The sequence below is a fragment of the uncultured Parolsenella sp. genome (genome assembly GCF_934660935.1).
Taxonomy (GTDB): domain Bacteria; phylum Actinomycetota; class Coriobacteriia; order Coriobacteriales; family Atopobiaceae; genus Parolsenella.
Map to the genome: position 1 here is coordinate 80,807 of NZ_CAKUIH010000007.1, position 20,967 is coordinate 101,773.

Annotated in this window: 17 protein-coding genes and 1 CRISPR repeat array; all 17 genes read left to right on the forward strand. The window is 61.5% G+C overall.

Annotated features, from left to right (window positions below; translation table 11 throughout):
• Nucleotides 1–70 precede the first annotated feature (70 nt).
• The 17 genes from Q0H23_RS05245 to csn2 all read left to right on the forward strand — a co-directional run bounded on the left by Q0H23_RS05245 (nt 71) and on the right by csn2 (nt 20,044).
• Nucleotides 71–1,876 (forward strand): GNAT family N-acetyltransferase, encoded by a 1,806-nt coding sequence (locus tag Q0H23_RS05245; protein WP_293836377.1) that lies wholly within the window; start codon nt 71–73, stop codon nt 1,874–1,876.
• 33 nt (nt 1,877–1,909) lie between these two features.
• Nucleotides 1,910–3,859 (forward strand): hypothetical protein, encoded by a 1,950-nt coding sequence (locus Q0H23_RS05250; protein ID WP_293836379.1) that lies wholly within the window; start codon nt 1,910–1,912, stop codon nt 3,857–3,859.
• 227 nt (nt 3,860–4,086) lie between these two features.
• Entirely contained in the window at nt 4,087–4,662 is a 576-nt protein-coding gene (ruvC, locus tag Q0H23_RS05255) for a crossover junction endodeoxyribonuclease RuvC (protein WP_293815934.1), read from the forward strand.
• Nucleotides 4,659–5,300, forward strand: a complete 642-nt coding sequence (ruvA, locus tag Q0H23_RS05260; protein ID WP_293815932.1) for a Holliday junction branch migration protein RuvA — start codon at nt 4,659–4,661, stop codon at nt 5,298–5,300. The genes ruvC and ruvA overlap by 4 nt, the downstream gene beginning before the upstream one ends.
• Nucleotides 5,300–6,358, forward strand: a complete 1,059-nt coding sequence (gene ruvB / locus Q0H23_RS05265) for a Holliday junction branch migration DNA helicase RuvB (protein ID WP_293836381.1) — start codon at nt 5,300–5,302, stop codon at nt 6,356–6,358. Before ruvA ends, ruvB begins: the two co-directional genes overlap by 1 nt.
• Before the next feature lie 348 nt (nt 6,359–6,706).
• Complete coding sequence (locus tag Q0H23_RS05270) at nt 6,707–7,117, forward strand: hypothetical protein (RefSeq protein ID WP_293836383.1); 411 nt, start codon at nt 6,707–6,709, stop codon at nt 7,115–7,117.
• A 1-nt stretch (nt 7,118) separates the two neighbouring features.
• Nucleotides 7,119–8,555: an arginine deiminase family protein gene (locus tag Q0H23_RS05275; protein ID WP_293836385.1), complete on the forward strand. Its 1,437-nt coding sequence runs from the start codon at nt 7,119–7,121 to the stop codon at nt 8,553–8,555.
• Between the two features lie 248 nt (nt 8,556–8,803).
• Nucleotides 8,804–9,832 (forward strand): ornithine carbamoyltransferase, encoded by a 1,029-nt coding sequence (gene argF / locus Q0H23_RS05280; protein ID WP_293815924.1) that lies wholly within the window; start codon nt 8,804–8,806, stop codon nt 9,830–9,832.
• 256 nt (nt 9,833–10,088) lie between these two features.
• Nucleotides 10,089–10,601: a type II toxin-antitoxin system antitoxin SocA domain-containing protein gene (locus Q0H23_RS05285; RefSeq protein ID WP_293836387.1), complete on the forward strand. Its 513-nt coding sequence runs from the start codon at nt 10,089–10,091 to the stop codon at nt 10,599–10,601.
• The gene (locus tag Q0H23_RS05290) at nt 10,601–11,092 is read left to right on the forward strand and encodes a Fic family protein (protein ID WP_293836390.1); all 492 of its coding nucleotides are present in this window, start codon (nt 10,601–10,603) and stop codon (nt 11,090–11,092) included. The genes Q0H23_RS05285 and Q0H23_RS05290 overlap by 1 nt, the downstream gene beginning before the upstream one ends.
• Before the next feature lie 237 nt (nt 11,093–11,329).
• The gene (locus Q0H23_RS05295) at nt 11,330–11,482 is read left to right on the forward strand and encodes a hypothetical protein (RefSeq protein ID WP_293836393.1); all 153 of its coding nucleotides are present in this window, start codon (nt 11,330–11,332) and stop codon (nt 11,480–11,482) included.
• Between the two features lie 190 nt (nt 11,483–11,672).
• Entirely contained in the window at nt 11,673–13,100 is a 1,428-nt protein-coding gene (locus tag Q0H23_RS05300) for an ATP-binding protein (protein ID WP_293836396.1), read from the forward strand.
• Between the two features lie 181 nt (nt 13,101–13,281).
• The gene (locus Q0H23_RS05305; protein WP_293836399.1) at nt 13,282–13,521 is read left to right on the forward strand and encodes a hypothetical protein; all 240 of its coding nucleotides are present in this window, start codon (nt 13,282–13,284) and stop codon (nt 13,519–13,521) included.
• A 497-nt stretch (nt 13,522–14,018) separates the two neighbouring features.
• Entirely contained in the window at nt 14,019–18,167 is a 4,149-nt protein-coding gene (cas9, locus tag Q0H23_RS05310; RefSeq protein ID WP_293836401.1) for a type II CRISPR RNA-guided endonuclease Cas9, read from the forward strand.
• A complete protein-coding gene (gene cas1 / locus Q0H23_RS05315) occupies nt 18,154–19,035 on the forward strand; it encodes a type II CRISPR-associated endonuclease Cas1 (protein ID WP_293836403.1) in 882 nt (293 codons plus the stop codon). Before cas9 ends, cas1 begins: the two co-directional genes overlap by 14 nt.
• 23 nt (nt 19,036–19,058) lie before the next feature.
• A complete protein-coding gene (gene cas2 / locus Q0H23_RS05320) occupies nt 19,059–19,367 on the forward strand; it encodes a CRISPR-associated endonuclease Cas2 (RefSeq protein ID WP_293836406.1) in 309 nt (102 codons plus the stop codon).
• The gene (gene csn2 / locus Q0H23_RS05325; RefSeq protein ID WP_293836408.1) at nt 19,364–20,044 is read left to right on the forward strand and encodes a type II-A CRISPR-associated protein Csn2; all 681 of its coding nucleotides are present in this window, start codon (nt 19,364–19,366) and stop codon (nt 20,042–20,044) included. Before cas2 ends, csn2 begins: the two co-directional genes overlap by 4 nt.
• Before the next feature lie 55 nt (nt 20,045–20,099).
• A CRISPR array of direct repeats spans nt 20,100–20,926; the repeat unit is 36 nt; unit sequence GTTTTGGTGCAGTGTCGATCTGACTGGTAATCAAAC.
• The last annotated feature ends 41 nt before the right edge of the window (nt 20,927–20,967 follow it).

The following is a 20,967-nucleotide window of genomic DNA, read 5'->3' on the forward strand; positions in this document are numbered from 1 at the left end:
TGGCACGGCCTTTCGCGCTGCCGCGCGCGAGCGGGTATCCTTCTAGGCGACGACTACCGAGGGGATGGGCATGGCGAGGACGGCAGACATCAAGGTGACGCTTGCGGACGGAGCGGCGGCGCGCGTGCGCGTCGAGGCCCCGGAGGGCGTGGCGGACGCTCCCGGGACGCCCTTTGGCGTGACGTACGAGCCCGCGCCCGTGGTCGCGCTGGCCGATGACGGGTTTGCCGAGGATGCCGCTCGCGACCTCGCCTCTCTTGGAAGAAGCGTCGCGACCGTGTCCTGCGAGGCGCGCGAGCTGGAGGGGCCGGATGTCGCCGAGGCCATGAGCGCACTCGGCGTGACCCAGGCGCATCTGCTGGCGGGGGATGCCGGCGCCCGTGCCGCGCGTTCCCTTACCGAGAAGAGCCCGCATCGCGTGCTCTCCGTTGCGTGCCGCGAGGAGGGGGAGGACGCCTCCGCCTTCGTGCGCCGCGTCGCTCATGCCATGGACGAGGCGGAGCCCGTGCGCAGGCATCGGCCGCTGGTGGTGTTCGAGGATGGCGTGGCGCACGTCACCTCTCGGGTTGAGGACGTTCTCGTGAGGCCAGCGACGCTCGTCGATGAGCCGGCGATCCTCGCCATGTATGACCATCTCCTCGATTCCTGCGACGTCCCTGGCCAGGAGACCTGCGGCTGGCTGCGCGGCTTCTGGCCGCTCCCGGATGACGTGAGCCGCCGTCTGCACGAGGGGGTTACGTGGGTGGCCATCGACGCGGGGGAGGGCGAAGCAGGCGCTCATGGGGAGGGCGATGTCTCGGGCGCTGCCCCCGCGGTCCTCGGCGCCATGTCGCTCGATGGGGACTTTGGCCTTCCAGGGGCCGAGCCTGACTGGGAGCCGCTCGGTTCGGGTGAGTTCTTGACCTGCCACCTGCTGGCGACCGACCCCGCCGTTCGCGGCCGCGGTGTCGCGACGGCGCTTCTCGCGGAGTACGCGCGCGAGGCCATCGCGCGAGGCTGCAAGGCCCTGCGCATCAACACCAGCCCGGAGAGCCTCTCGAACCGCCTCTACCGCGAGCTTGGCTTCACGCTCCATGCGCCTCAGTGGTTCCCCTACGAGGGCCTTCCCATCACCGGCTGGACGAACGTCTATGAGCTGCGCCTTGACGGTCCCGCGGAGGGAAGCAAGCCTGCTGCGCCCGGCATGCCTGTCGCGGCTGACGAGCCCGTCGCGTCCTGTGGGTCTGGTGTGTTTGACGAGCCCGCCGCGACCTGCGAACTCGCCGCGGCCCGCGAATCCGCCGCGGCCGCCGAGGGGTCACCCACACGTACCCTCGGCGATATCGACTTCTTTGGCGACGACGCCCTGTGCCAACGCCTCGTGCGCGCAAGCGCGTGGCTCCTCATCGGCGGGGCTGCGCTCGCCGTGGCGCTCTCCGTCGTGGCGGGTACCGGCGTCATCGAGGAGATGCGGGCACTCCCGGGCGATTGGGGCGCGGCGATGTGGCCTCTTGCCATGGCTGCCCTCTCCGCCGTGGCGCTCCCCGTGCACGAGCTTGTGCACGCGCTGTTCATGCGCGTCCTCGGCGGCCCCGGCACGCGGGTGAGCTTTGGCTATCAGGCGGGCATGCTCTATGCGGGATGCCCTGGCCTCGTGCTCTCCAAGCCCCGTTTCGTCGTGGTCCTCCTCGCACCTACGGTTTTGGTCACGGCCGCCCTCTTGGGGCTGGGGCTTGTGCTCGGATATCCCTTCATGACCCTCTGGGCTGCGGTTCTGCACCTGTCTGGCTGCTCCGGAGACATCCTCGCCGCGGGCGCGATCTTGCGCGAGCGCGCCTGCACGCATTGCCGAGATACGGAACGGGGCATCGAGTTGCTCTGCGAGCGGGTAGGATAAGTGGCACGCCTCGCCCAGAGAGAAGGAATGCAAATGAAGGTCGCCATTGCCCAGATGAACACCACCCCCGGCGATTTCGACGCCATCGTGGACAAGATGTGCTCCTATGACACGGTCGCCCACGCCTATGGGGCGGATCTCATCGTCTTCCCCTCGACCGTCATGATGGGTTGTGACCCGCTGTCGCTGGCGCAGTGCCCTGGCTATATCCTCGATTTCTCCTCCGCCATGGGCGCTCTCTCGGAACGCCTGAGGACGCCCGCCATCGTGCCCTTCGTGGCGGGTGGCCTTGGCGAGTCCATGCCGGAGGCCGCGCTTATCCGCAACGGCGCGGTGCTTCCCCTCTCCATCGCGGGCGCCGTCTCGAACGCGGGCCAGCCAAAGCTCGGTATGGCCGCATCCACGCTCGCGGGCTCTCCGGCAGTTGTCTCGATCGCGGGCGTCAACGTGGGCGTGGCCTATACCTTTGACGAGCTCGAGCTCTTCGCCTCGGGAGGTCTCTCCGCGGACGTCATCTGCTTCGTGCCGTTCGAGGGGTACGACGTTGACGAGCAGGCGACCTGCTTTGCCCCGTCCGTCTCGGACGGCTGTTTTGTCGAGGAGGCCAAGGGCGCGGATGCCTGGATTGTCGCCGCGAATGCCGTCGGCGCCTTTGGCGACCTGGCCTTCGTGGGAGGCTCCTTCGTCATGGCGCCGTGGGGCGAGCTCGCGGCCGCCTCTCGCTGCTTTGCCGAGGACGTCTTCGTATGTGACATCGACGTCAAGGGCGAGGGCCCGCTGGCGAATCCGGTGGCGCCGCCCGCGTTCGACCGCGAGCGGATCCTGTGGGACGCCTGTGTGCTCGCGACGCGCGACCGCTGTGACAAGCAGGGCCTTTCTGGTGTCGCCGTTGTGTGCGACGGCAGCATCTCCTCGAGCGTGACGTGTGCCATCGCAGTCGACGCCGTGGGCCCGATGCGTGTCCACGCGCTCGTGTGCGGCGCGGGCGAGGAGCTCGAGGACGCGCGCGGCGTCGTGCGCGCGCTCAAGATTCGCGATGTGGACGAGCTCGCGGCGCGCGACGTCGAGCGCGCCGCGGTGGCCCTTGGCGGCAACGAGACCGAGGACCTCGCGCGTGGCCTCGTCGAGGCGCGCCTGGGGGCCTGGGCCCGTGCGGGCGAGCTCCTCACGCTCTCAAGCGCCGATAAGACCGAGCTTGCCGTGGGCTCCTCCTCGTATGACCCCGCCCCTGCCGCCCGCGCGGCCGCCTTCGCGCCGTTGGGAGACATCTACCGTTCTGACGTCATGCGTCTCGCGCGCTACCGCAACACGGTCTCTCCCGTGATCTGCCCCCGCGCGGCACAGCGCCTCTGCGTCCCCGCCGACCTGGGGCTCGAGGGTATCGCGGAGACTGACGAGCAGTGCCTGTCCGAGCTTGACGCCAGCCTGCTCGCGCACTTCGAGCACAGCTACGGCCTTACCGAGCTTGCCCAGGGCCGCCTGGGCGAGGAGGGCGCGGCACGTCTGCTCGAGCGCGTGCGCGCCTGCGAGCTCGCGCGTCGTCACGGGCCGCTGTATCCGTTGCTCTCCTCTCGCTCGTTATCCGAGGCTCAGGTGCCGCTGATGGACGTCTGGCGTGACCACATGCGTCCCGAGCCGCTCCACATGCCCGACGAGGGGGAGCTCACCCGGGCGGTTGTTGGGGTGGCGCATGACCTGGGCGTCTACGATGCCGCAGCCAAGATGGACGCGCCCACAACTCCGCTCGCGCCCGCAGCCTCACCTTCGCTTGCGACTCCGAACACCCCGGCCTCGGCGTCTGCGATCGCTTTCATGGCCGACGACCCGGAGGTACCCAAGGCGTCCATGCGCTCGCGCGTGAACGAGGCGCTGGGCTACCTGCAGGAGCTTTCTGACGGCAAGCGCATGCGCGAGGGGCTGGGCGGCGACAAAGGCGGCCAGGGTGGCGGCATCTGGCCCGACGGCTTCTTCTCTGACAACTAGGGGTTCGCGCACTTTCGTGTGCTTGGCCGCGCGCTTTAATCTGTGTGGCGCGCGCCTATCGCCCTGGCAGCGCGTCTTCCTGGCAGCGCGTCTTTGCCGAAGCCTCCGCGTCACGAGATGGCCGCGGAGGCTTCTTGTTCACGCCCCTCGCGCCGCGGCTCCGTCGTGCTACTATAGAACCCATGTTCGATATCGGGAGACGCTAATAGCGGCGAGGGGAGGCGCGCATGATCGTACTCGGCATTGACCCGGGCCTGGCAAACACCGGCTGGGGCGTCATCGAGACACGCGGTTCCGTCGCGCGTGCCCGCGCCTACGGCTGCATCCACTCGGAGGCGTCGGAGCCGCTACATGAGCGCCTTGGCGCAATATGCTCGCAGCTGGCGGCAGTCATCGAGCGCTACCAGCCCTCGTCCGTCGCCATCGAGGACATCTTTTTCGGGCAGAACACGCGCTCCGCCATCCTCACGGCTCACGCACGCGGCGCGGCCCTCGTGGCGTGCTCGCAGGCTGGCGTCGAGGTCGCGTCGTACACGCCCATGCAGATCAAGCAGTCCGTCGTGGGTACGGGTGCCGCGGATAAGCGCCAGGTCACGTACATGGTGCGCAACGTCCTCGCGCTCGACCATGATCCAAAGCCAGACCATTGCGCGGACGCCCTGGCCGCCGCGGTGTGCCACGCCAACCTCTCCCGCACGTTCGCGGCATCTGCCGCGCAGGGCGGGGAGGCCGCGCGCAGGCTCGCCGCCACGCGCGCCGGCCTCACGGCGTCTTCGGAACACGATAGAAGGGTGGGCGCATGATCGTCCAGCTAACCGGTACCTTGGTTGAGTTTACGGCGAGCTCCGTCGTGCTCGATGTCCACGGCGTGGGCTATGAGCTCGGCGTCTCGGCCGTCACCGCGTCGAGCCTGCCCGAGACCGGCACGCCCGGCGTGACCTTGCTCACGCGTATGCTCGTGCGCGAGGATTCGATGACGCTCTTCGGCTTCTCCTCCCGCGAGGAGCGCTCGCTGTTCGATCGCCTCTGCGCCATCTCCGGCGTGGGTCCCAAGCTTGCGCTCTCGGTCCTCTCCACGTTCACGCCCTCGCAGCTCGCGGGCGTCGTCGTGGCGGAGGACGCGGGCATGATGGCGACGGTCCCGGGCGTGGGCAAGAAACTCGCGAGCCGTCTTCTGCTCGAGCTCGAGAGCGTCTTCTCCAAGGATCCCACGCTCGTCTCGCTGGCGAGTGCGGCATCGCTCCCTGCTCGTGGTGGCGTCGTCGCGGCGGCTCCTGCCGCGGGCTCCGGCGTTGACGCGGACGTCACGGCGGCGCTGCTCGCCATGGGCTTCACTGGCGAGGAGGCGACGCTTGCCCTCGAGGGTCATGAGGAGGCCGGCGCCACGTCCACCAAGGCCGCGATTCAGTACGCGCTCAAGCGTCTGGGGAGGAGGGCCTAATGTGGGAGGCGGATACCTCGCGTGACCTGTTCGCGGAGTCCATGCCCGCGCCTGGTGCCCCCAGGCCCGTCACGTCATCCCTCACGGCGGATGACCTAGAGATTGATCGCACGCTCCGTCCGCAGACGCTCGACGAGTACTGCGGCCAGCAGCGCGTGCGCCAGAATCTCCGCGTCCTCATCGAGGCGGCGAAGAGCCGTCATGAGCCGCTCGACCACGTGATCTTCTCCGGCCCTCCGGGTCTCGGCAAGACGACGCTCGCCTCGGTCGTCGCCAACGAGATGGGCTCTAAGATCCACACCACGAGCGGCCCTGCCATCGAGCGCACGGGTGACCTCGCGGCCATCCTCACCAACCTCGAGGCGGGCGACGTCCTGTTCATCGACGAGATTCACCGCCTCAACCACAACGTGGAGGAGGTCCTGTATCCCGCGATGGAGGACTTCTTCCTTGACATCGTGATCGGCAAGGGCCCGGCCGCGCGGTCGATCAGGCTCGACGTGCCGCGTTTCACCCTCGTGGGTGCCACTACGCGCACAGGGCTGCTCACGGGTCCTCTGCGCGACCGCTTCGGCATCTCCTTCAGGCTCGACTACTACTCGGTGGAGGAGCTCGCCCAGATCGTGGAGCGCTCTGCCGGCATCCTCGGCGTCAGTATCGACCACGACTCCGCGCTCGAGGTCGCGAGCCGCAGTCGTGGCACGCCGCGCCTGGCGAACCGCCTGCTCAAGCGCGTGAGGGATTACGCCCAGGTGCGTGCCGCCGGTGCCATTACGGCAGAGGTCGCGGCGGAGGCCATGAGCTTCTTCGAGATTGACGAGCTTGGCCTCGACTGGATGGACACGAAGATCCTCCAGGCGCTCGCGGGCACCTTCCGCGGCAGGCCGGTGGGCCTTTCCACCATCGCGAGTTCCGTGGGCGAGGACCCCTCGACGATCGAGGACGTCTACGAGCCCTACCTGCTCCAACGTGGTCTCATCGTGCGTACCCCGCAGGGCCGCCAGGCCACGCTCGCCGCGTTCGAGCATCTTGGCCTCACCCCGCCTCCCGGGGTGTAGGCGCTTCGTGCGGGCCATGCCATAGAACCGCTCTCTGCCGCGCGCTTGCCTTCGGGCCGGCGCGCGGCCGTTTATTTGCGGCGCGGGCGCTCGCGGCAGTGGCGCCGCATCGGTCGGCCCCGCGCTCGCGGCGGTGTGCCCTCATCGCTCGCTCCCGCATTGGTGCCCTTGGGCGCCCTCGTGCGTCTGCCGGGCGTTCTCGTTCGACCGCCGGACACCCCCGTTCGACCGCCGGGCGCCTCGCGTCCTGCGCTTGCGTTGCCTAGGTGGTAGTTGCCCATCCGCGCATATTTTTGCCGCCCAAACGAATAGAATCTGAAGAATGACTGTTCAGAGGAGGAAGCTCGTATGCTGCAGCGCGACTACATTGTTGAGTTGACCAGGCGTTTTGGAGAGGTGCTCTCGAAGCGCCTGCGTGCCGCCATGCTCGATGCGGACCCTGATGCCATCCACGATCTCGAAGACGCCGTGGGCAACCTGCTCGACCTCGATGGCGCGACGGCGCTCTCGCTCGACCCGGACTCCCTCGTTACGATGATGGAACTCTCCGGTATCGCGGATTCCCTGGCGGAGTACGTCACCTACGCGCTCCTGCGCATTGCGGATGCCTACGAGGCCCGCGGCAGCATGGGCATCGTGATTGCCCGTCGCCAGCAGGCGGAGGCCATCTGCAAGTCCTTTATGGTCAAGTACGGCCATGTTCCCGAGGAGTATCGCGAGCTAGACGCCGAGATTGCCGCTGAGAAGGAGAGGGTCTAGCATGGCCGCGGACAACGCTGTCATGACGGGTGCGGGTGCCGCGGCGGCGGGCACTCCCACGGCGGCGAGCGCTGTGGCGGGCGCGGCCGTCACGCTAGCGAGCACGGCTGCCGTTACGAGCCCTAACGTCAGCGCGTCCACCTCGCCGCTTTCCGTCCTGAGCGAGATCGGCCAGCTCCGTCGCGTGTGCCTCCACCGCCCTGGCGACGAGCTCCTGAACCTCATCCCGGTCGACCTCGACAGGCTGCTCTTCGACGACACGCCGTTCCTCGAGCTCGCCCAGGAGGAACACGACAACTTCGCCAACCTCCTCCGTAACGAGGGCGTCGAGGTCGTCTACCTCGAGCGCCTCGTCGCGGAGGCCATCGCCGCCGTGCCGGGGGCGCGTCAGGAGTTCACCAACCAGTTCCTGGCGGAGTGCGGCGTGCATGACAACGTCGCCCTCGCCGCCATCCGTGGCCTGCTCGACTCGATCGCGGATCCGTACGAGCTCGTCCTCAAGACGATGGCGGGCATTACGAAGCGCGAGCTCTGCCTTCCGCTCGACGTCCGCTATGTCCCGGGTACGGGCCTCGTTCCCGGCTCCTCCTCGCGTGGCGGCACCGGCTCCACGCTCGCAGGCATCCTCGGCGACGCGGCGGAGGCGGAGACGGAGCTCATCGTCGACCCGATGCCCAACCTCTACTTCACGAGGGACCCGTTCAGCGTGGTGGGCCCCGGTGTGTGCCTCAATCGCATGTACAAGGTGACGCGTCGTCGCGAGACCATCTACGGGCGCTTCCTGTTCGCCTGTCACCCCGCGTACCGCGACGTGCCACTGTGGTATGACCGCGACCTCGCCTACCACGTCGAGGGCGGCGACATCCTCGTCCTGGGCGAGCACACGGTCTGCGTGGGTATCTCCCAGCGCACGGAGGCGGCGGCGATCGATACGCTCGCATGCCGCATGATCTGGGACGAGGCCTGCCCCGTCGAGGAGGTCTACGCCCTGCGCATCCCGGAGAACCGCGCGTTCATGCACCTCGACACGGTTCTCACGCAGGTGGACTATGACCGCTTTACGGTCTATCCCGGCATCCTCGGCACGATGCAGGTCTTCCGCATCACGCGCGGCGCCCACGAGGGGGAGCTTGCCGTCGAGGAGGTCTCGGACTCGCTCGATCGCGTGCTCGCGCGCATCCTGCACGTGCCCGCCGTCCAGCTCATCCGCTGTGGTGGGGGAGACTCTGTCGCTGCCGCGCGCGAGCAGTGGAACGACGGGTCGAATACCCTCGCCATCGCGCCGGGCCGCGTCTGCGTCTACCAGCGCAACACCGCCACGAACGAGGCGCTCGCCAAGGCGGGTCTGGAGCTCGTGGTCCTGCCGTCGAGCGAGCTCTCCCGCGGCCGCGGCGGCCCCCGCTGCATGAGCATGCCCTTCGTCCGCGACGCCCTCTAAACCTGAAAAAGGGACAGTCCCTTTTTCAGGTTTTCGCGGGGTTGACAAGGGGACTGTCCCTTTGTCAACCAGCGCGCTTGCACGGGTTGCTTTGTCAACTTTCGGTATCGTGGCCAGGACGACGCTTGAAGGCACCTGACTAGCTCGTTATAATCACGAAATGTTCTAAATGGCACTATTTATGCAAGATAATGAATATAACAGCCGCATTTACGCATAACATACCGCGGCCAGACGAGAGGATCATCATGAACCACACCAAGGCGGACGAGACCTACGCGGCGAAGGGCGTCGACCTTTCTGGTCGCAATTTCCTCAAGCTCCTCGACTACACCCCGGACGAGATCCTCTACCTCATCGACCTCGCGGCCGAGCTCAAGGCCATGAAGAAGGCCGGCGAGGCCCATGACTGGCTCCACGGCAAGAACGTCGTGCTGCTGTTCGAGAAGACCTCCACGCGCACGCGCTGCAGCTTCGAGGTCGGCGCGATGGACCTCGGCATGGGCGTCACCTACCTCGATCCCAAGAGTTCGCAGATGGGCAAGAAGGAGTCCATCGAGGACACCGCCCGCGTGCTCGGCCGCATGTATGACGGCATCGAGTACCGCGGCTTCGCCCAGAGCATCGTCGAGGACCTCGCCAACAACGCCGGTGTCCCCGTCTGGAACGGCCTCACCACGGAGTTCCACCCCACGCAGATGATTGCCGACATGCTCACCGTCCGCGAGCACACCGGCAAGCTCGCCGGCAACAAGCTCACCTTCATGGGCGACGCTGGCAACAACGTGGGCAACTCTCTGATGGTCGTCTGCGCCAAGCTCGGCCTCGACTTCTGCGCCTGCGGCCCCACCGCCCAGATGCCGGACGCGGAGCTCGTGGAGGAGTGTCGCAAGATCGCTGCGGAGAACGGCTGCACCATCACCCTGACCGAGGACCTCGACGAGGGCCTCGCCGGCGCCACCGTCGTCTACACGGACATCTGGGTTTCCATGGGCGAGCCGGCGGACATCTGGGGCGAGCGCATCAAGCTTCTCTCGCCCTACCAGGTCAACGCCGAGGCCATGGCCAAGGCCGCGCCGAACGCCATCTTCATGCACTGCCTGCCCAGCTTTCACGACCTCAACACCACCACGGCCGTCGAGGTCAACGAGCAGTTTGGCATCGCCGAGATGGAGGTCACGGACGAGGTCTTCGAGTCCGAGAAGTCCGTGGTCTTCGACGAGGCCGAGAACCGCATGCACTCCATCAAGGCCGTGATGTACGCCACGCTGAAGTAGCGGCGGGGGAACGGCGAGCGTGAGGTGAGCGGGCGAGCGAGTCTGGCCCGTGGCTCACGCGAGTTGCGTGATAACCAGCGAGATCGAGGCCCGGCAGGCGACGCGCTTGCCGGGCCTCGTTTGGCAAGAGGTGGTGAATGCCGGCCGGTCGCGCTGCCCATTTCAGCTGACAAGCTGGGCTCTTGTTCGCCTTGGCCACCCTAGAATGATGCAAACACGTAAGCCGGCACGTTTCGATTGAGAGCGAGGAGGCAGGATGAGGGGCGTCGAAGTCGCGAACTACCTGATCGAGAGATGGGGGAGGTGCTATCCCGCCACCATCCACAAGCTCAACAGGCTGGTCTACCTCGTGCAAGCCGAGGCCGTCGCCATGACGGGTGAGCCACTTTTCGAGGACCGCATCGAGGCCTGGCAGTGCGGCCCGGTGGTGCCCGCCGTCATCCATGCGTTTGGCGAGTGGGGCAACGCGGCGATTACCGAGCCGATCAAGCATGTGGAGGTCAAGTCGGACGCTGCCCGCCTGATTGACTCCGTCGCGGAGAAGTATGGCCCGCTGTCCGCGTTCGATCTCGTCAGCCTCGTGCGCCGCCCGGGTGGCGCGTGGGCCAGGGTCTATGCGCCAGGCCGTGAAGCCGAGATCGCATCTGACGCGATCGAGGCCTCGGCGGACGCGAGCGCGGATGCGAGCAGGCCCGAGCCCTTCTCCGCGACGCTCGATGCCGTTGCCCGGAACATGCCCCGTGCCCTCAAGATGCTGGAGACCTCCTGATGAAGACCATGGACGAGATGTACCCGGCTGTGCCTGCCCTCGTGCTTGACGAGGAGGAGGCCATCGAGGATCTGTCCGCGACGATCTGCGCCTTTCAGCAGGGGCTGGGGGAGGAGTTCGCGCTCTATTCGCCAAGCCCGACAGACGGGGGTGTGCCGGCGGCGCGCGAGAAGCTGCAATCTGTGCTCGCGGCGACGTTCTGCACGTATTTTGGCCAGTCTCCGGCGGGGAGGTTCGCAGACCTCTTCGACCAGGCGACCTACCTCGCGCAGCACTTGGCCAAAGACCACCTGTTCCAGGACGGCAACAAGAGGACGGCCCTGACTGCCGCGCTCGCCATCCTGCGAAGCGCCGGCGCCTGCGTGGCGTTCGACGATACGGACGACCCCGCGACGAACCGCTACTACGCCTGGATCCAGGACATCGTCTCCGGCGCGCGCTCGAGCGAGGCACTCTCCGAGGAGCTCAAACAAAGCGCGGCCATCGGATAGCTGCTGTTGGCAGCGCGCCGACAATATCGAGGCCCGGCAGGCGACCGCGTCTGTTGGGCCTCGCGGTTTTGGGAGACCATTCGCGAGCCCGCTCGACGGCGTCGACATCTGAAAACCCGACTTCAAATACCTAATGCCCAAGAAATCCGAGCGTAACACCACTATTTTGTTGCGCATTAAAATAGGGTACATCCGGCATTAACCTAATTCCATAGGCTTCCGTTAAGGACCGTGGGAATGACGCTGCAATTCGTCGCGAGGGAGGCTCTCGCTCGCTGCTCCTGTGCGAGGATTTCTGGTGCGATGACTCAGTTTGGCTTGGACGTCTATTATGCGGTGATGTTTGCCGTCGGGAATCTGAACCGCAACCTGTTCAAGAACCAGGGGTAGGGGCGTCCCGCATACAATCGCCGTCTGGTCCTGACGCAGTTCTCGGCCCCAGGGGCGCGAGAATGCGCAGAAACCAGGCGGCGATTCTTGGCTGGCATCACGTTCAAGCGCTTTCTTTACACGTACTCTAGAGTACGGTACTGTTGAGTACGGTACTCTAGAGTACGTGTTTGAATGGACGGTGTCACTTATGTTCGTCGGAAGAGAGAGCGAGCTCCACTCGCTTGAGCGTGCGTACGCCAAGGGCGGATTCCAGATGGCGGTTATCTACGGCCGGCGTCGAGTGGGCAAGACAACCCTCATCGACGAGTTCGTCAGAGACAAGCCGACGCTCTACTTCACTGCACAGCAAAAGACTACAAGGCAGAACCTTGAGCTGTTCAGCGCGGCCGCCTATGAGGCGTTCTCGTTGCCCGCATCACTGCCTGCCTTCGCCACATGGAACGATGCCCTGTCCTTCATCGTTGAGAAAGTGCGCTCTTGGGAAGGCCCGCGGCCTCTCGTGTTCGTGTTCGACGAGTTCCCCTATGCCGCGGAGTCTGACCCGTCGCTGCCCTCCGTCCTCCAGTCCGCGATTGACCATGGCTTTGCGCAGGCGAATGCCATGCTCATCCTGTGCGGGAGCAACGAGGGGTTCATGGAGGGCGAGGTCCTTGGGAGCAAGAGCCCACTCTATGGCCGCAGGACCATGCAGCTGAGGCTTCTTCCCTTTGACTATCTCGATGCGGCCCGAATGCTCCCTGGGGTCTCTGACGAGGAGCTCGTCGCCTACTATGCGACGTTCGGCGGGACGCCGTATTATCTGTCACAGATAGATACGGGGCAGACATACGCCGAGAACGTCTCCGAACTATTCTTTGATCGGGCCGGCCTGCTCTACGAGGAGCCCCTCATGCTGCTACGGCAGGAGCTCCATGAGCCGGCGGGCTACAATTCCGTGCTGGATGCGATTGGCTCCGGGGCAACGTCGCCCTCGCGCATTGCCGACAAGGTGGGGATGAACCCCAACTCCGTGGGGAAGTATCTCAGGTCGCTGGCGAGCCTCGGCATCATCGAGAAGCTCGAACCGCTGGGAGGCGGAGCCGCGGCCAAGCGGGCGGTCTGGACGTTCGGGGACCCGTTCTTCTCCTACTGGTATCGCTTCGTGAGCAGGTACGTTGGCTCGATCGAGGAAGGCGCGGGCCGCGCTGTGGCGAGCTACGGTACGTCTGGCGAGGCGTTTCTCACGTATGTTGGCAAGCAGTTCGAGAACGTATGCCTGCAGTGGGTGCGCCGTGAGAGCATCGCTGGGCGGCTTCCCTTTGCCGCACTGGAGTTTGGTCGCTGGTGGGGGACCGATCCTCATGCGCGCGAGGAGGCTGACATTGACGTGGTCGCGGTCAATTCGATCGAGCGCGAGCTGCTCGTTGGGGAGTGCAAGTGGCGGAACTCGTTCGACGAGTCCGGGGCGCTTCGAACGCTCATGAGTCGTGCCGAGCTTCTTCGTGGCTACGACCGAAAGCACTACGTGCTCTTCTCAAAGAGAGAGTTCAGTGACGGGATGAGGAAGCGGGCGAGCGAGGGCAGCGGCTTGCGGCTTGTGACCCTTGGGGATTTATACGCTGAGTTGCGTGTGTGATTGAGACGGCAGCTGACCGACAGGCATACGAAGATGCCGTGGCGGTCAACGATGGGGGGTTCGTACGCGACCGATGAGGATTGCGTGCCGAATGTTGGTGTCAGGCTGCGCTTGTCATCCTCGATACCGTCGACGTGCTCAGTCTGCCGAGCTCGAGCTTGGCGGCTGCTGGCGACGAAAGATGGCTCGACCGCGCGGCTTAGAGCGTGCCGTGCGCGTCGCCTGGGCCCTGGCGCTTCACGTGGGTGTGCCCGCCCTTATCGCGCGGCTGCCCACGACGACCGGCATGCGCCTGCGTGACTTCGCCGACTTCTACCCCGAGCAGGCCGCCGTTGGTTGTGCGTGCATTGCGCTGCTCGTGGCAGGTGGACTAGCGAAGCTGCGCGACGGGGTGGGCTCGCGGGCTGCGGGGGAATCGTGAGCGATGTCATTGCGGGATGGGCTACGCCTGAGATGGCTGCAATTTGAAAAACCTCTCTTGAGGAGGGGGAAGTCGATGCTCCTTCTCCGACGGCTTGTACTTGCTGCTCTTGCGTAGGCGCATGTGCGCTCGCCTGCTTCTATGTTTAAGAAGTATCGTGGGGCGTTGTGCAGTAACTTAATGTCCGAAAGCGCCGCTAGTATTGAATCTATATACGAGAGCTGAGCCGCTTTTCACGCACAGAGCGCGTATTCAACGATTCGAGCAACCGCTCACGGGAAGAACGAGCAGCCAGAATGGAGGGGGAGGGCAAAGGGGTTATCCTGAAAAACAAAGGAGCCTCCCATGGGAGGCTCCAGGCGAAGTCAAATTGCCCCCTACGGGGCGTCCTCGTAAGGAGGACATTTTTGGCAAAGCCGTATTTTGACTCGCAGTGTCGATCCGACTGGTAATCGGAGGACACCCAGACTGTATCACGACCGAGGGGACGAGTTGCCATGAATCTCAGAAACTATCGCGGGAGCTACAGCATCGGCCTTGATATGGGCACCGGCTCCGTTGGCTGGTCCGTGGTCGATGAGAACGGCAAGTTGCTTCATTTCAAGAAGCAACCCACATGGGGTAGCAGACTCTTCGACAGCGCGCAGCCTGCGTCCGAGGCGCGAGCCCATCGTGGACAGCGTCGTCGTTACGTTCGCCGTCGGTGGCGCCTCAACCTCCTCCAGGATCTTTTCAGTGAAGAAATGAGTCGGGTTGACCCCGAGTTCTTTACGCGCCTGAACATGTCCCGCCTCGTCGAGGGCGACCCGATCTTCAATGGCGATGACTTTACGATCGATGACTACTACAGGCGTTTTCCCACTATCTACCACCTTCGCAAATGGCTAATGGAGACGGACGAGAAGGCTGACCTCCGCCTCGTCTACCTTGCTATGCACAACATCGTCAAGCATCGCGGCAACTTCCTTCGCGAAGACGAGAAGAACCTGAGGTCAGAGGATGCAAACCCCAAAAAGGCATCCAAGGCGTTCTTCGCTGCTTTTTCGGAGTGGTGTCTGTCTCATGACTATGACAAGCCTACGGATAAGAGTGAGCAGCTTGACAACATCCTGCGTAACGAGGAGAAGCTGAACCGCTCCTCTCTTGCCCAGGAGATCGCGCCTCTCATTGTCGTCTCCGGAGCAGAGAACCTTGACCCTAAGAGGGCTTCCAAGGCTTTCGCCAACGCGATGCTTGGCCTTGCCGCCGAGTTCAAAGACATCTTTGGAGACTTCGCCTGCGAGAAGACGAAGGTCTCTCTTGGTGCCGAGGAGGACCTCGACGCTCTTAAGGAAGCATGCCCGGACGATAGCGTCGAGCTGCTTGACGCGCTTTGTGGCGTCTATTCTGCCTTTGTGCTCCAGGGGCTGCTCTCCTATGCTCCCGGCGAGAGCATCTCTGCCAACATGATCAAGAAGTACGAGCAGTATGACGCTGATCTGGAGATCCTCAAGGGTCTTGTGCGCGAATACTGCTCCAAGGAGGCGTACAGGGCGTTTTTCCGTGGCCCCACCTACCACGAGCTTGACGCTGAGGACCCCTCTGAGGACTACAGCTATGACAAGGCCCAGGGATACACCGCCTACAACCTGCACAAGCTTGGCTATGACGATTTCAAAAAGGAAGTCGAAAAGCTATTCAAGGGGACGAGCGCGACTTCAGACGAGCACTATGCGGACATGATTGCTCGCTTCGAGAGGCAGCAATTCCTTCGCAGGCTCAAGACGAGCGACAACGGCTCAATCTACTACCAGCTTCACCTCGAGGAGCTCAAGGCAATCATCGAGAATCAGGGACGTTTCTATCCGTTCCTCAGGCGTGATGCCGCGAAGATCGAGAGCCTGGTCTCCTTCCGCATTCCGTATTACGTTGGACCTCTGACGGGCAAGAACGCTCGTCAGGACGCTCATGGCAAGAATCGCTTCCAGTGGTCCGAGCGTAAGCCCGGCATGGAGGATGCGGTCATTACTCCGTGGAACTGGGACCAGGTCATCGATAAAAACAAGAGCGCCGAGAACTTCATTCTCCGTATGACGGGTGATTGTACCTATCTTGCGGGTGAGAAAACCCTGCCCAAGTGCTCGCTGCTTTACGAGGAGTTCTGCGTTCTCAATGAGCTTAACGGTGTGCGCTGGAGCGATGACGGCGACAATTGGCCCAGGCTCACCAGGGAACAGCGCGAAGGTATCGTGCGTGACCTCTTCCACAAACATAAGACGGTCAAGTACGATGCGATTGCCGATTGGCTTGTTCGGAATGGGTATGCCCCCAACGCGCATGTTAAGGGCGGACAAGGTGCCTCGGCCCTGGAATCCAAGCTTAGTTCGTGGTTCTTCTTCACGAAGGATATTCTGCACGTTGACGATATCGTGCCCGGCACCAAGCTCTTCGAGGACGTTGAGACCATCATCCTGTGGGGCACGCTCTTTGAGGACCGTGGGATTCTCAAGGAGAAGCTGGAGGCCGAGTTTGGTGCCGCTGGGAGTGGCCTTCTTGATACCGCCCAGATCAAGGCAATCTGCAGCAAGAAGCGCTTCATGGGATGGGGAAGACTCTCGAAGAAGTTCCTCTGTGGCCTTAAGGTTGACGCGCAGAACGGGCGCAAGGTTTCCATCATGGACGTCCTTCGTGAGGGCAATCCCAACTCGACTCGTCGCAACGGTGAGACGATGGTGATGATGGAGGCCCTTCGTGACGAGGACCTTGGGTTCCAAAAGGCGGTCGACGCCGCGAACAGGGCCTACTATGCCGAGGAGGGGAGCAGTCTCGGCGTCAATGACCTACCGGGGTCTCCTGCGATTCGTAGGAGCCTGTACCAGGCGATTCGTATCGTGGACGAGATCGTAGACATTGCCGGCCACGCTCCCGCGAACATCTTCATCGAGGTAACGCGTGATGAGGACGAGAGGAACAAGGGCAAGAGGACGAGGCGTCGCTATGAGCAGCTAAAGGCGGCTCTGGACGCCATTAAGAAGGATGATCCGCAGGTCTGGGAGGAGTTCAAGGGGATCTCTCCCGCCGATCTTGACGAGCGCCTCACGCTTTACTTCATGCAGCGCGGCAGGTGTCTGTACTCTGGTCACCGCATCAAAATCGAGCAGCTTTCGAACGCTGGTCTTTATGAGGTGGATCACATCATTCCTCGTGCCTATATCAAGGATGATAGCCTTGAGAATAAGGCGCTCGTGTATCGCGAGGAGAACCAGAGGAAGACGGACGAGCTGCTGCTTGACGAGGGCATTAGACGCAAAAGGGGCTCGTACTGGCAAAGCCTATACGATGCGCGGCTAATTGGGCGTAAGAAGTTCAGCAACCTGAAGCGCTCTGAAATTAAGGAAGACAGCAGCCTGATGAAGAGCTTCATCGCGCGTCAGCTGGTCGAGACCTCGCAGATGGTCAAGCTTGTCCAGTCGCTCCTTGAGGCGCGCTATGCCGACGAGGGGACAAAGATTGTTCCCGTGAAGGCGAGCATGTCTCACGATCTCCGGGAAGCCGTTGGGTTTGTGAAGTGCCGCGAGGCGAACGATTATCACCACGCCCATGACGCATACCTGGCCTGCCGCATTGGCCTCTTCATCCAGATGAGGCACCCCGGCATTTACGACAATCCCATTGGCTACGCGCGCGTGGTCAAGAACTACGTGAGCTCTCAGGCAAAGATCTTCAATCGCACCCACCAGATGCCAGGTTCGGCCGGCTTTGTCATCAACAGCTTCTTGACCTCGGGGTTCGATAGGGAAACGGGAGAGGTCTTCAAGGATACGTGGGATGCCAATGCCGAAGTCGAAGGCATTCGTCGTGTTCTCAACTACCGTCAATGCTACATCTCGCGTATGCCTTACGCAGATTCTGGTGCGTTTTGGAATGCCAATCCAATCGCGAAGCGTAAAAACCCGAAGCTAGAGCTGAAGCGGGGTCTTGATCCTCTGAGCTATGGTGGTTACGACAGCAAGACGGCAGCGTATTTCTTTATTTATAAAGCAAAAGATAAGCGTGAAAAGAGTGTCTTAAAGCTCGTCCAGTTGCCGGTTTATATTGAAGCGGCGATGGCAAAGGGAAACATAACGTTGGAAGAATATGCCCGCAAAGACGCCGAGGGGAGGGGATTGTCGCTCGTCGAGATAAAGAAATCTCGCCTGTTAAAGAACCAAATGGTTGAAATTGGCGGTAGCCGTCTTTGGGTGACAGGTGAGGAAGAAATGAAGTGCGCATCGCAGCTGGCTTTTTCGCTGGATGAAATGGAATTGATTTGCGCTGTTTTGGGGCGGTCAAGCCAGGAGTCGGAGCTTACCGAGATCGTTTACAAATTAATAGCAGCCAGGCTTGCTGCTTCTGATTGCGGGATGTTGAAGGATAACCTCTCCCTTGATGATCGCGAGAGTTCTTTTGCTGAGCTTCCATTCAATGATCAGTGTGACCTCATTGAAAAGTTGCTGCTACTGTGTCGCGGTAATAAGAAATCATTGCCTATCAACCTGAGCTCGATTGGAGGAGCGAAGACAGCCGGAAGGTTGAGGCCGGCGAGGAGCAGCGTACCTGACGACTTTGTCATCATCGACCAGTCCGTAACCGGCATGTTTGAGAGGAAGACTCGTGTCGGGCTTTAGGAGCGTTGTCATCGAAAGCCCCTGCAAACTGTCATATAAGGGTGGCTATATGGTCGTTCGCAAGGAGGACGATACGGCCAAGGTCCACCTATCGGAATTTCATACCTTGGTGCTGCATACTAACCAGGCGTATATCAGTGCTTATCTGATGTCTGAGCTTGCCAAGTCGAAGATTTCGCTTGTCGTGTCCGACGAGCGTCATGACCCCGTGGGACAGTATCTCCCTCTGTATGGTGCCCATAATACGAGTGGCAGAATTGACGAACAGCTCGAATGGGGTCCCGTTGCAAAGAAGCAGGTCTGGCAGCGAATCGTAAGGGACAAGATTCTGCATCAATCTCGCGTGCTCGGCGTGAGGGCTCGCGAAGAAGATGCTGTGCTGCTTGAAAAGGTTGCGGCCGAGGTTCGCTCGGGGGACAGTACGCATCGTGAGGCGCATGCCGCGCATGTGTATTTCCGCTCCCTTTTTGGTCCTGATTTCTCTCGTGACGACGATGGCCCCATTAATGCTGCCTTGAACTACGGGTATGCGCTGCTGTTGTCTTCTGTGAATAGAGAGATTGTCTCGAGGGGGTATCTCACCCAGGAGGGGATTTGCCACCATAACGACTTCAACCAGTTCAATCTGAGTTGCGATTTTATGGAGCCGTTCAGACCGATTGTCGACCGAATCGTGTTTGACAACATAGAAGGTGAGTTTACGAAGGACGACAAGTTGCTGCTTGTTGACATGCTCAACCAGGCGATTCCATACAGGGGTGGTTCATATCGAGTTGCTTCGGTGATCTCTCTGTACGTCAAAGACTGCCTCGATGCGCTTTCGAAGCGGCTGTCGGTCGATGCCATTGAACCTTTCGATGTCGTATGAGTGAGCTCGGGAGGTTGCGTTTCATGAGACTCATCTGCTTCTTTGACCTGCCTGTCGAGACGGCAAGGCAGCGCAAAGACTATCGCCTATTTAGGAAGTTCTTGCTCAAGGATGGCTATCTGCCCCTTCAGGAGTCCGTCTACGCGAAGCTCGTGGTCAACGACGGGGCGGCGGGGCATGCTCTTGTCCGCCTTCGCAAGAATAGACCGCCGGCGGGTCTTGTTCAGGTGCTGAAGGTTACGGAGGCGCAGTTCTCGACGATGGAAGACATAACGGGAAAGCGTGAAGCTTATGACGAGGTAGACACGATGGAAGAGTTGCTGGTCCTATGAGGCTTGTCTTCTCCGGTCTCGAGAATCCCATTGAGCTTATGCCTGGCAGATGCTCGACGGTCGAGGTGGAAAATCAAACCCTCTTTACCAGGATTGCGCAATCGATGCTGTCTGGAGAGGGGCGCTATGCGACCGAACCCTATTCCATCTGGGATGGAGAAGACGAGCTAAGGCCGAAGGACACTCTGCTAATGGTGGACAATCCGCTTAGTTTGCCTTGGGATGATCGTGCCTATATGGGTTCGATAGTTAAGCGAATTGAGCGCGAATATCTCGAAGACGAGGACCTTCGACGAACCGTGGAGGAGCTTCAGGGGTCCCTCGCTACAAGGCTTATGTCACTTGGGCTGGGCATGAATACCGATTTAGGATTTAGCCTAGAGTGGGACTTTAAGAGATATCTCAAATTCATGGGGTTCGGAGTAAGCTATCAGGGGAGTAAGTCGTTCCTTGATAACCTATTGAATTTTCTCTCTCTGGCTCTTGACTCAGGGGACAAGAGGGTTATCGCGTTCGTGAATCTAAAGACGTTTTTATCAAAAAACGATTTCGAAACCTTCCTGGAGCAGGTATCGTTTTTAGAAACAAGGGTTTTGCTTCTTGAGAACAAGCAAGACGCGAATCAGTATGAGTACGAACAAAAAAGAGCGATTGACCTGGATTTTATCGAGAGCTAGAGAACCGTTCCAGTCAGATTCGAACGTCCTTTGCAGTGGGGAATTTGCGCCAATGGTTTTGGTGCAGTGTCGATCTGACTGGTAATCAAACACCCGCGCTGGGGAATCCAAGCGTACTCTGGTTTTGGTGCAGTGTCGATCTGACTGGTAATCAAACCTCGTGATTTCGATGCTCCCATAAGAAAAGGTTTTGGTGCAGTGTCGATCTGACTGGTAATCAAACACTGATGGTGCCATGGATAACGACGGGCGCGTTTTGGTGCAGTGTCGATCTGACTGGTAATCAAACTTGCTTGACTGCACTATCGGGCTACGGACAGTTTTGGTGCAGTGTCGATCTGACTGGTAATCAAACCATCATCTCGACCAAGTACCCGACCATCGAGTTTTGGTGCAGTGTCGATCTGACTGGTAATCAAACGGCTACTTCGAGAACGATGACGGGGAGAGAGTTTTGGTGCAGTGTCGATCTGACTGGTAATCAAACAGCAGCTGGACGAATCCAGCGACATCGTTAGTTTTGGTGCAGTGTCGATCTGACTGGTAATCAAACCGGATACGCTCCCATCCGACGGCGCTCTCAGTTTTGGTGCAGTGTCGATCTGACTGGTAATCAAACAGGAACTATACGGTACCAACGAGCTTTCAAGTTTTGGTGCAGTGTCGATCTGACTGGTAATCAAACCTCCGCGCGGCCCAGCGTGCGCACCACCCGTTTTGGTGCAGTGTCGATCTGACTGGTAATCAAACTAGCAGCGCGACGGCCTCGCATCCACGCTTGTTTTGGTGCAGTGTCGATCTGACTGGTAATCAAACGATGACCAAGCACGCCTACTACATGACCCAGTTTTGGTGCAGTGTCGATCTGACTGGTAATCAAACGATGACCAAGCACGCCTACTACATGACCCAGTTTTGGTGCA

Bases quoted from the DNA above. Each gene is read 5' to 3' on its own strand.
- Q0H23_RS05245 (WP_293836377.1), top strand. From the start codon at position 71: ATGGCGAGGACGGCAGACATCAAGGTGACGCTTGCGGACGGAGCGGCG.
- Q0H23_RS05250 (WP_293836379.1), top strand. From the start codon at position 1,910: ATGAAGGTCGCCATTGCCCAGATGAACACCACCCCCGGCGATTTCGAC.
- ruvC (WP_293815934.1), top strand. From the start codon at position 4,087: ATGATCGTACTCGGCATTGACCCGGGCCTGGCAAACACCGGCTGGGGC.
- ruvA (WP_293815932.1), top strand. From the start codon at position 4,659: ATGATCGTCCAGCTAACCGGTACCTTGGTTGAGTTTACGGCGAGCTCC.
- ruvB (WP_293836381.1), top strand. From the start codon at position 5,300: ATGTGGGAGGCGGATACCTCGCGTGACCTGTTCGCGGAGTCCATGCCC.
- Q0H23_RS05270 (WP_293836383.1), top strand. From the start codon at position 6,707: ATGCTGCAGCGCGACTACATTGTTGAGTTGACCAGGCGTTTTGGAGAG.
- Q0H23_RS05275 (WP_293836385.1), top strand. From the start codon at position 7,119: ATGGCCGCGGACAACGCTGTCATGACGGGTGCGGGTGCCGCGGCGGCG.
- argF (WP_293815924.1), top strand. From the start codon at position 8,804: ATGAACCACACCAAGGCGGACGAGACCTACGCGGCGAAGGGCGTCGAC.
- Q0H23_RS05285 (WP_293836387.1), top strand. From the start codon at position 10,089: ATGAGGGGCGTCGAAGTCGCGAACTACCTGATCGAGAGATGGGGGAGG.
- Q0H23_RS05290 (WP_293836390.1), top strand. From the start codon at position 10,601: ATGAAGACCATGGACGAGATGTACCCGGCTGTGCCTGCCCTCGTGCTT.
- Q0H23_RS05295 (WP_293836393.1), top strand. From the start codon at position 11,330: ATGACGCTGCAATTCGTCGCGAGGGAGGCTCTCGCTCGCTGCTCCTGT.
- Q0H23_RS05300 (WP_293836396.1), top strand. From the start codon at position 11,673: ATGTTCGTCGGAAGAGAGAGCGAGCTCCACTCGCTTGAGCGTGCGTAC.
- Q0H23_RS05305 (WP_293836399.1), top strand. From the start codon at position 13,282: ATGGCTCGACCGCGCGGCTTAGAGCGTGCCGTGCGCGTCGCCTGGGCC.
- cas9 (WP_293836401.1), top strand. From the start codon at position 14,019: ATGAATCTCAGAAACTATCGCGGGAGCTACAGCATCGGCCTTGATATG.
- cas2 (WP_293836406.1), top strand. From the start codon at position 19,059: ATGAGACTCATCTGCTTCTTTGACCTGCCTGTCGAGACGGCAAGGCAG.
- csn2 (WP_293836408.1), top strand. From the start codon at position 19,364: ATGAGGCTTGTCTTCTCCGGTCTCGAGAATCCCATTGAGCTTATGCCT.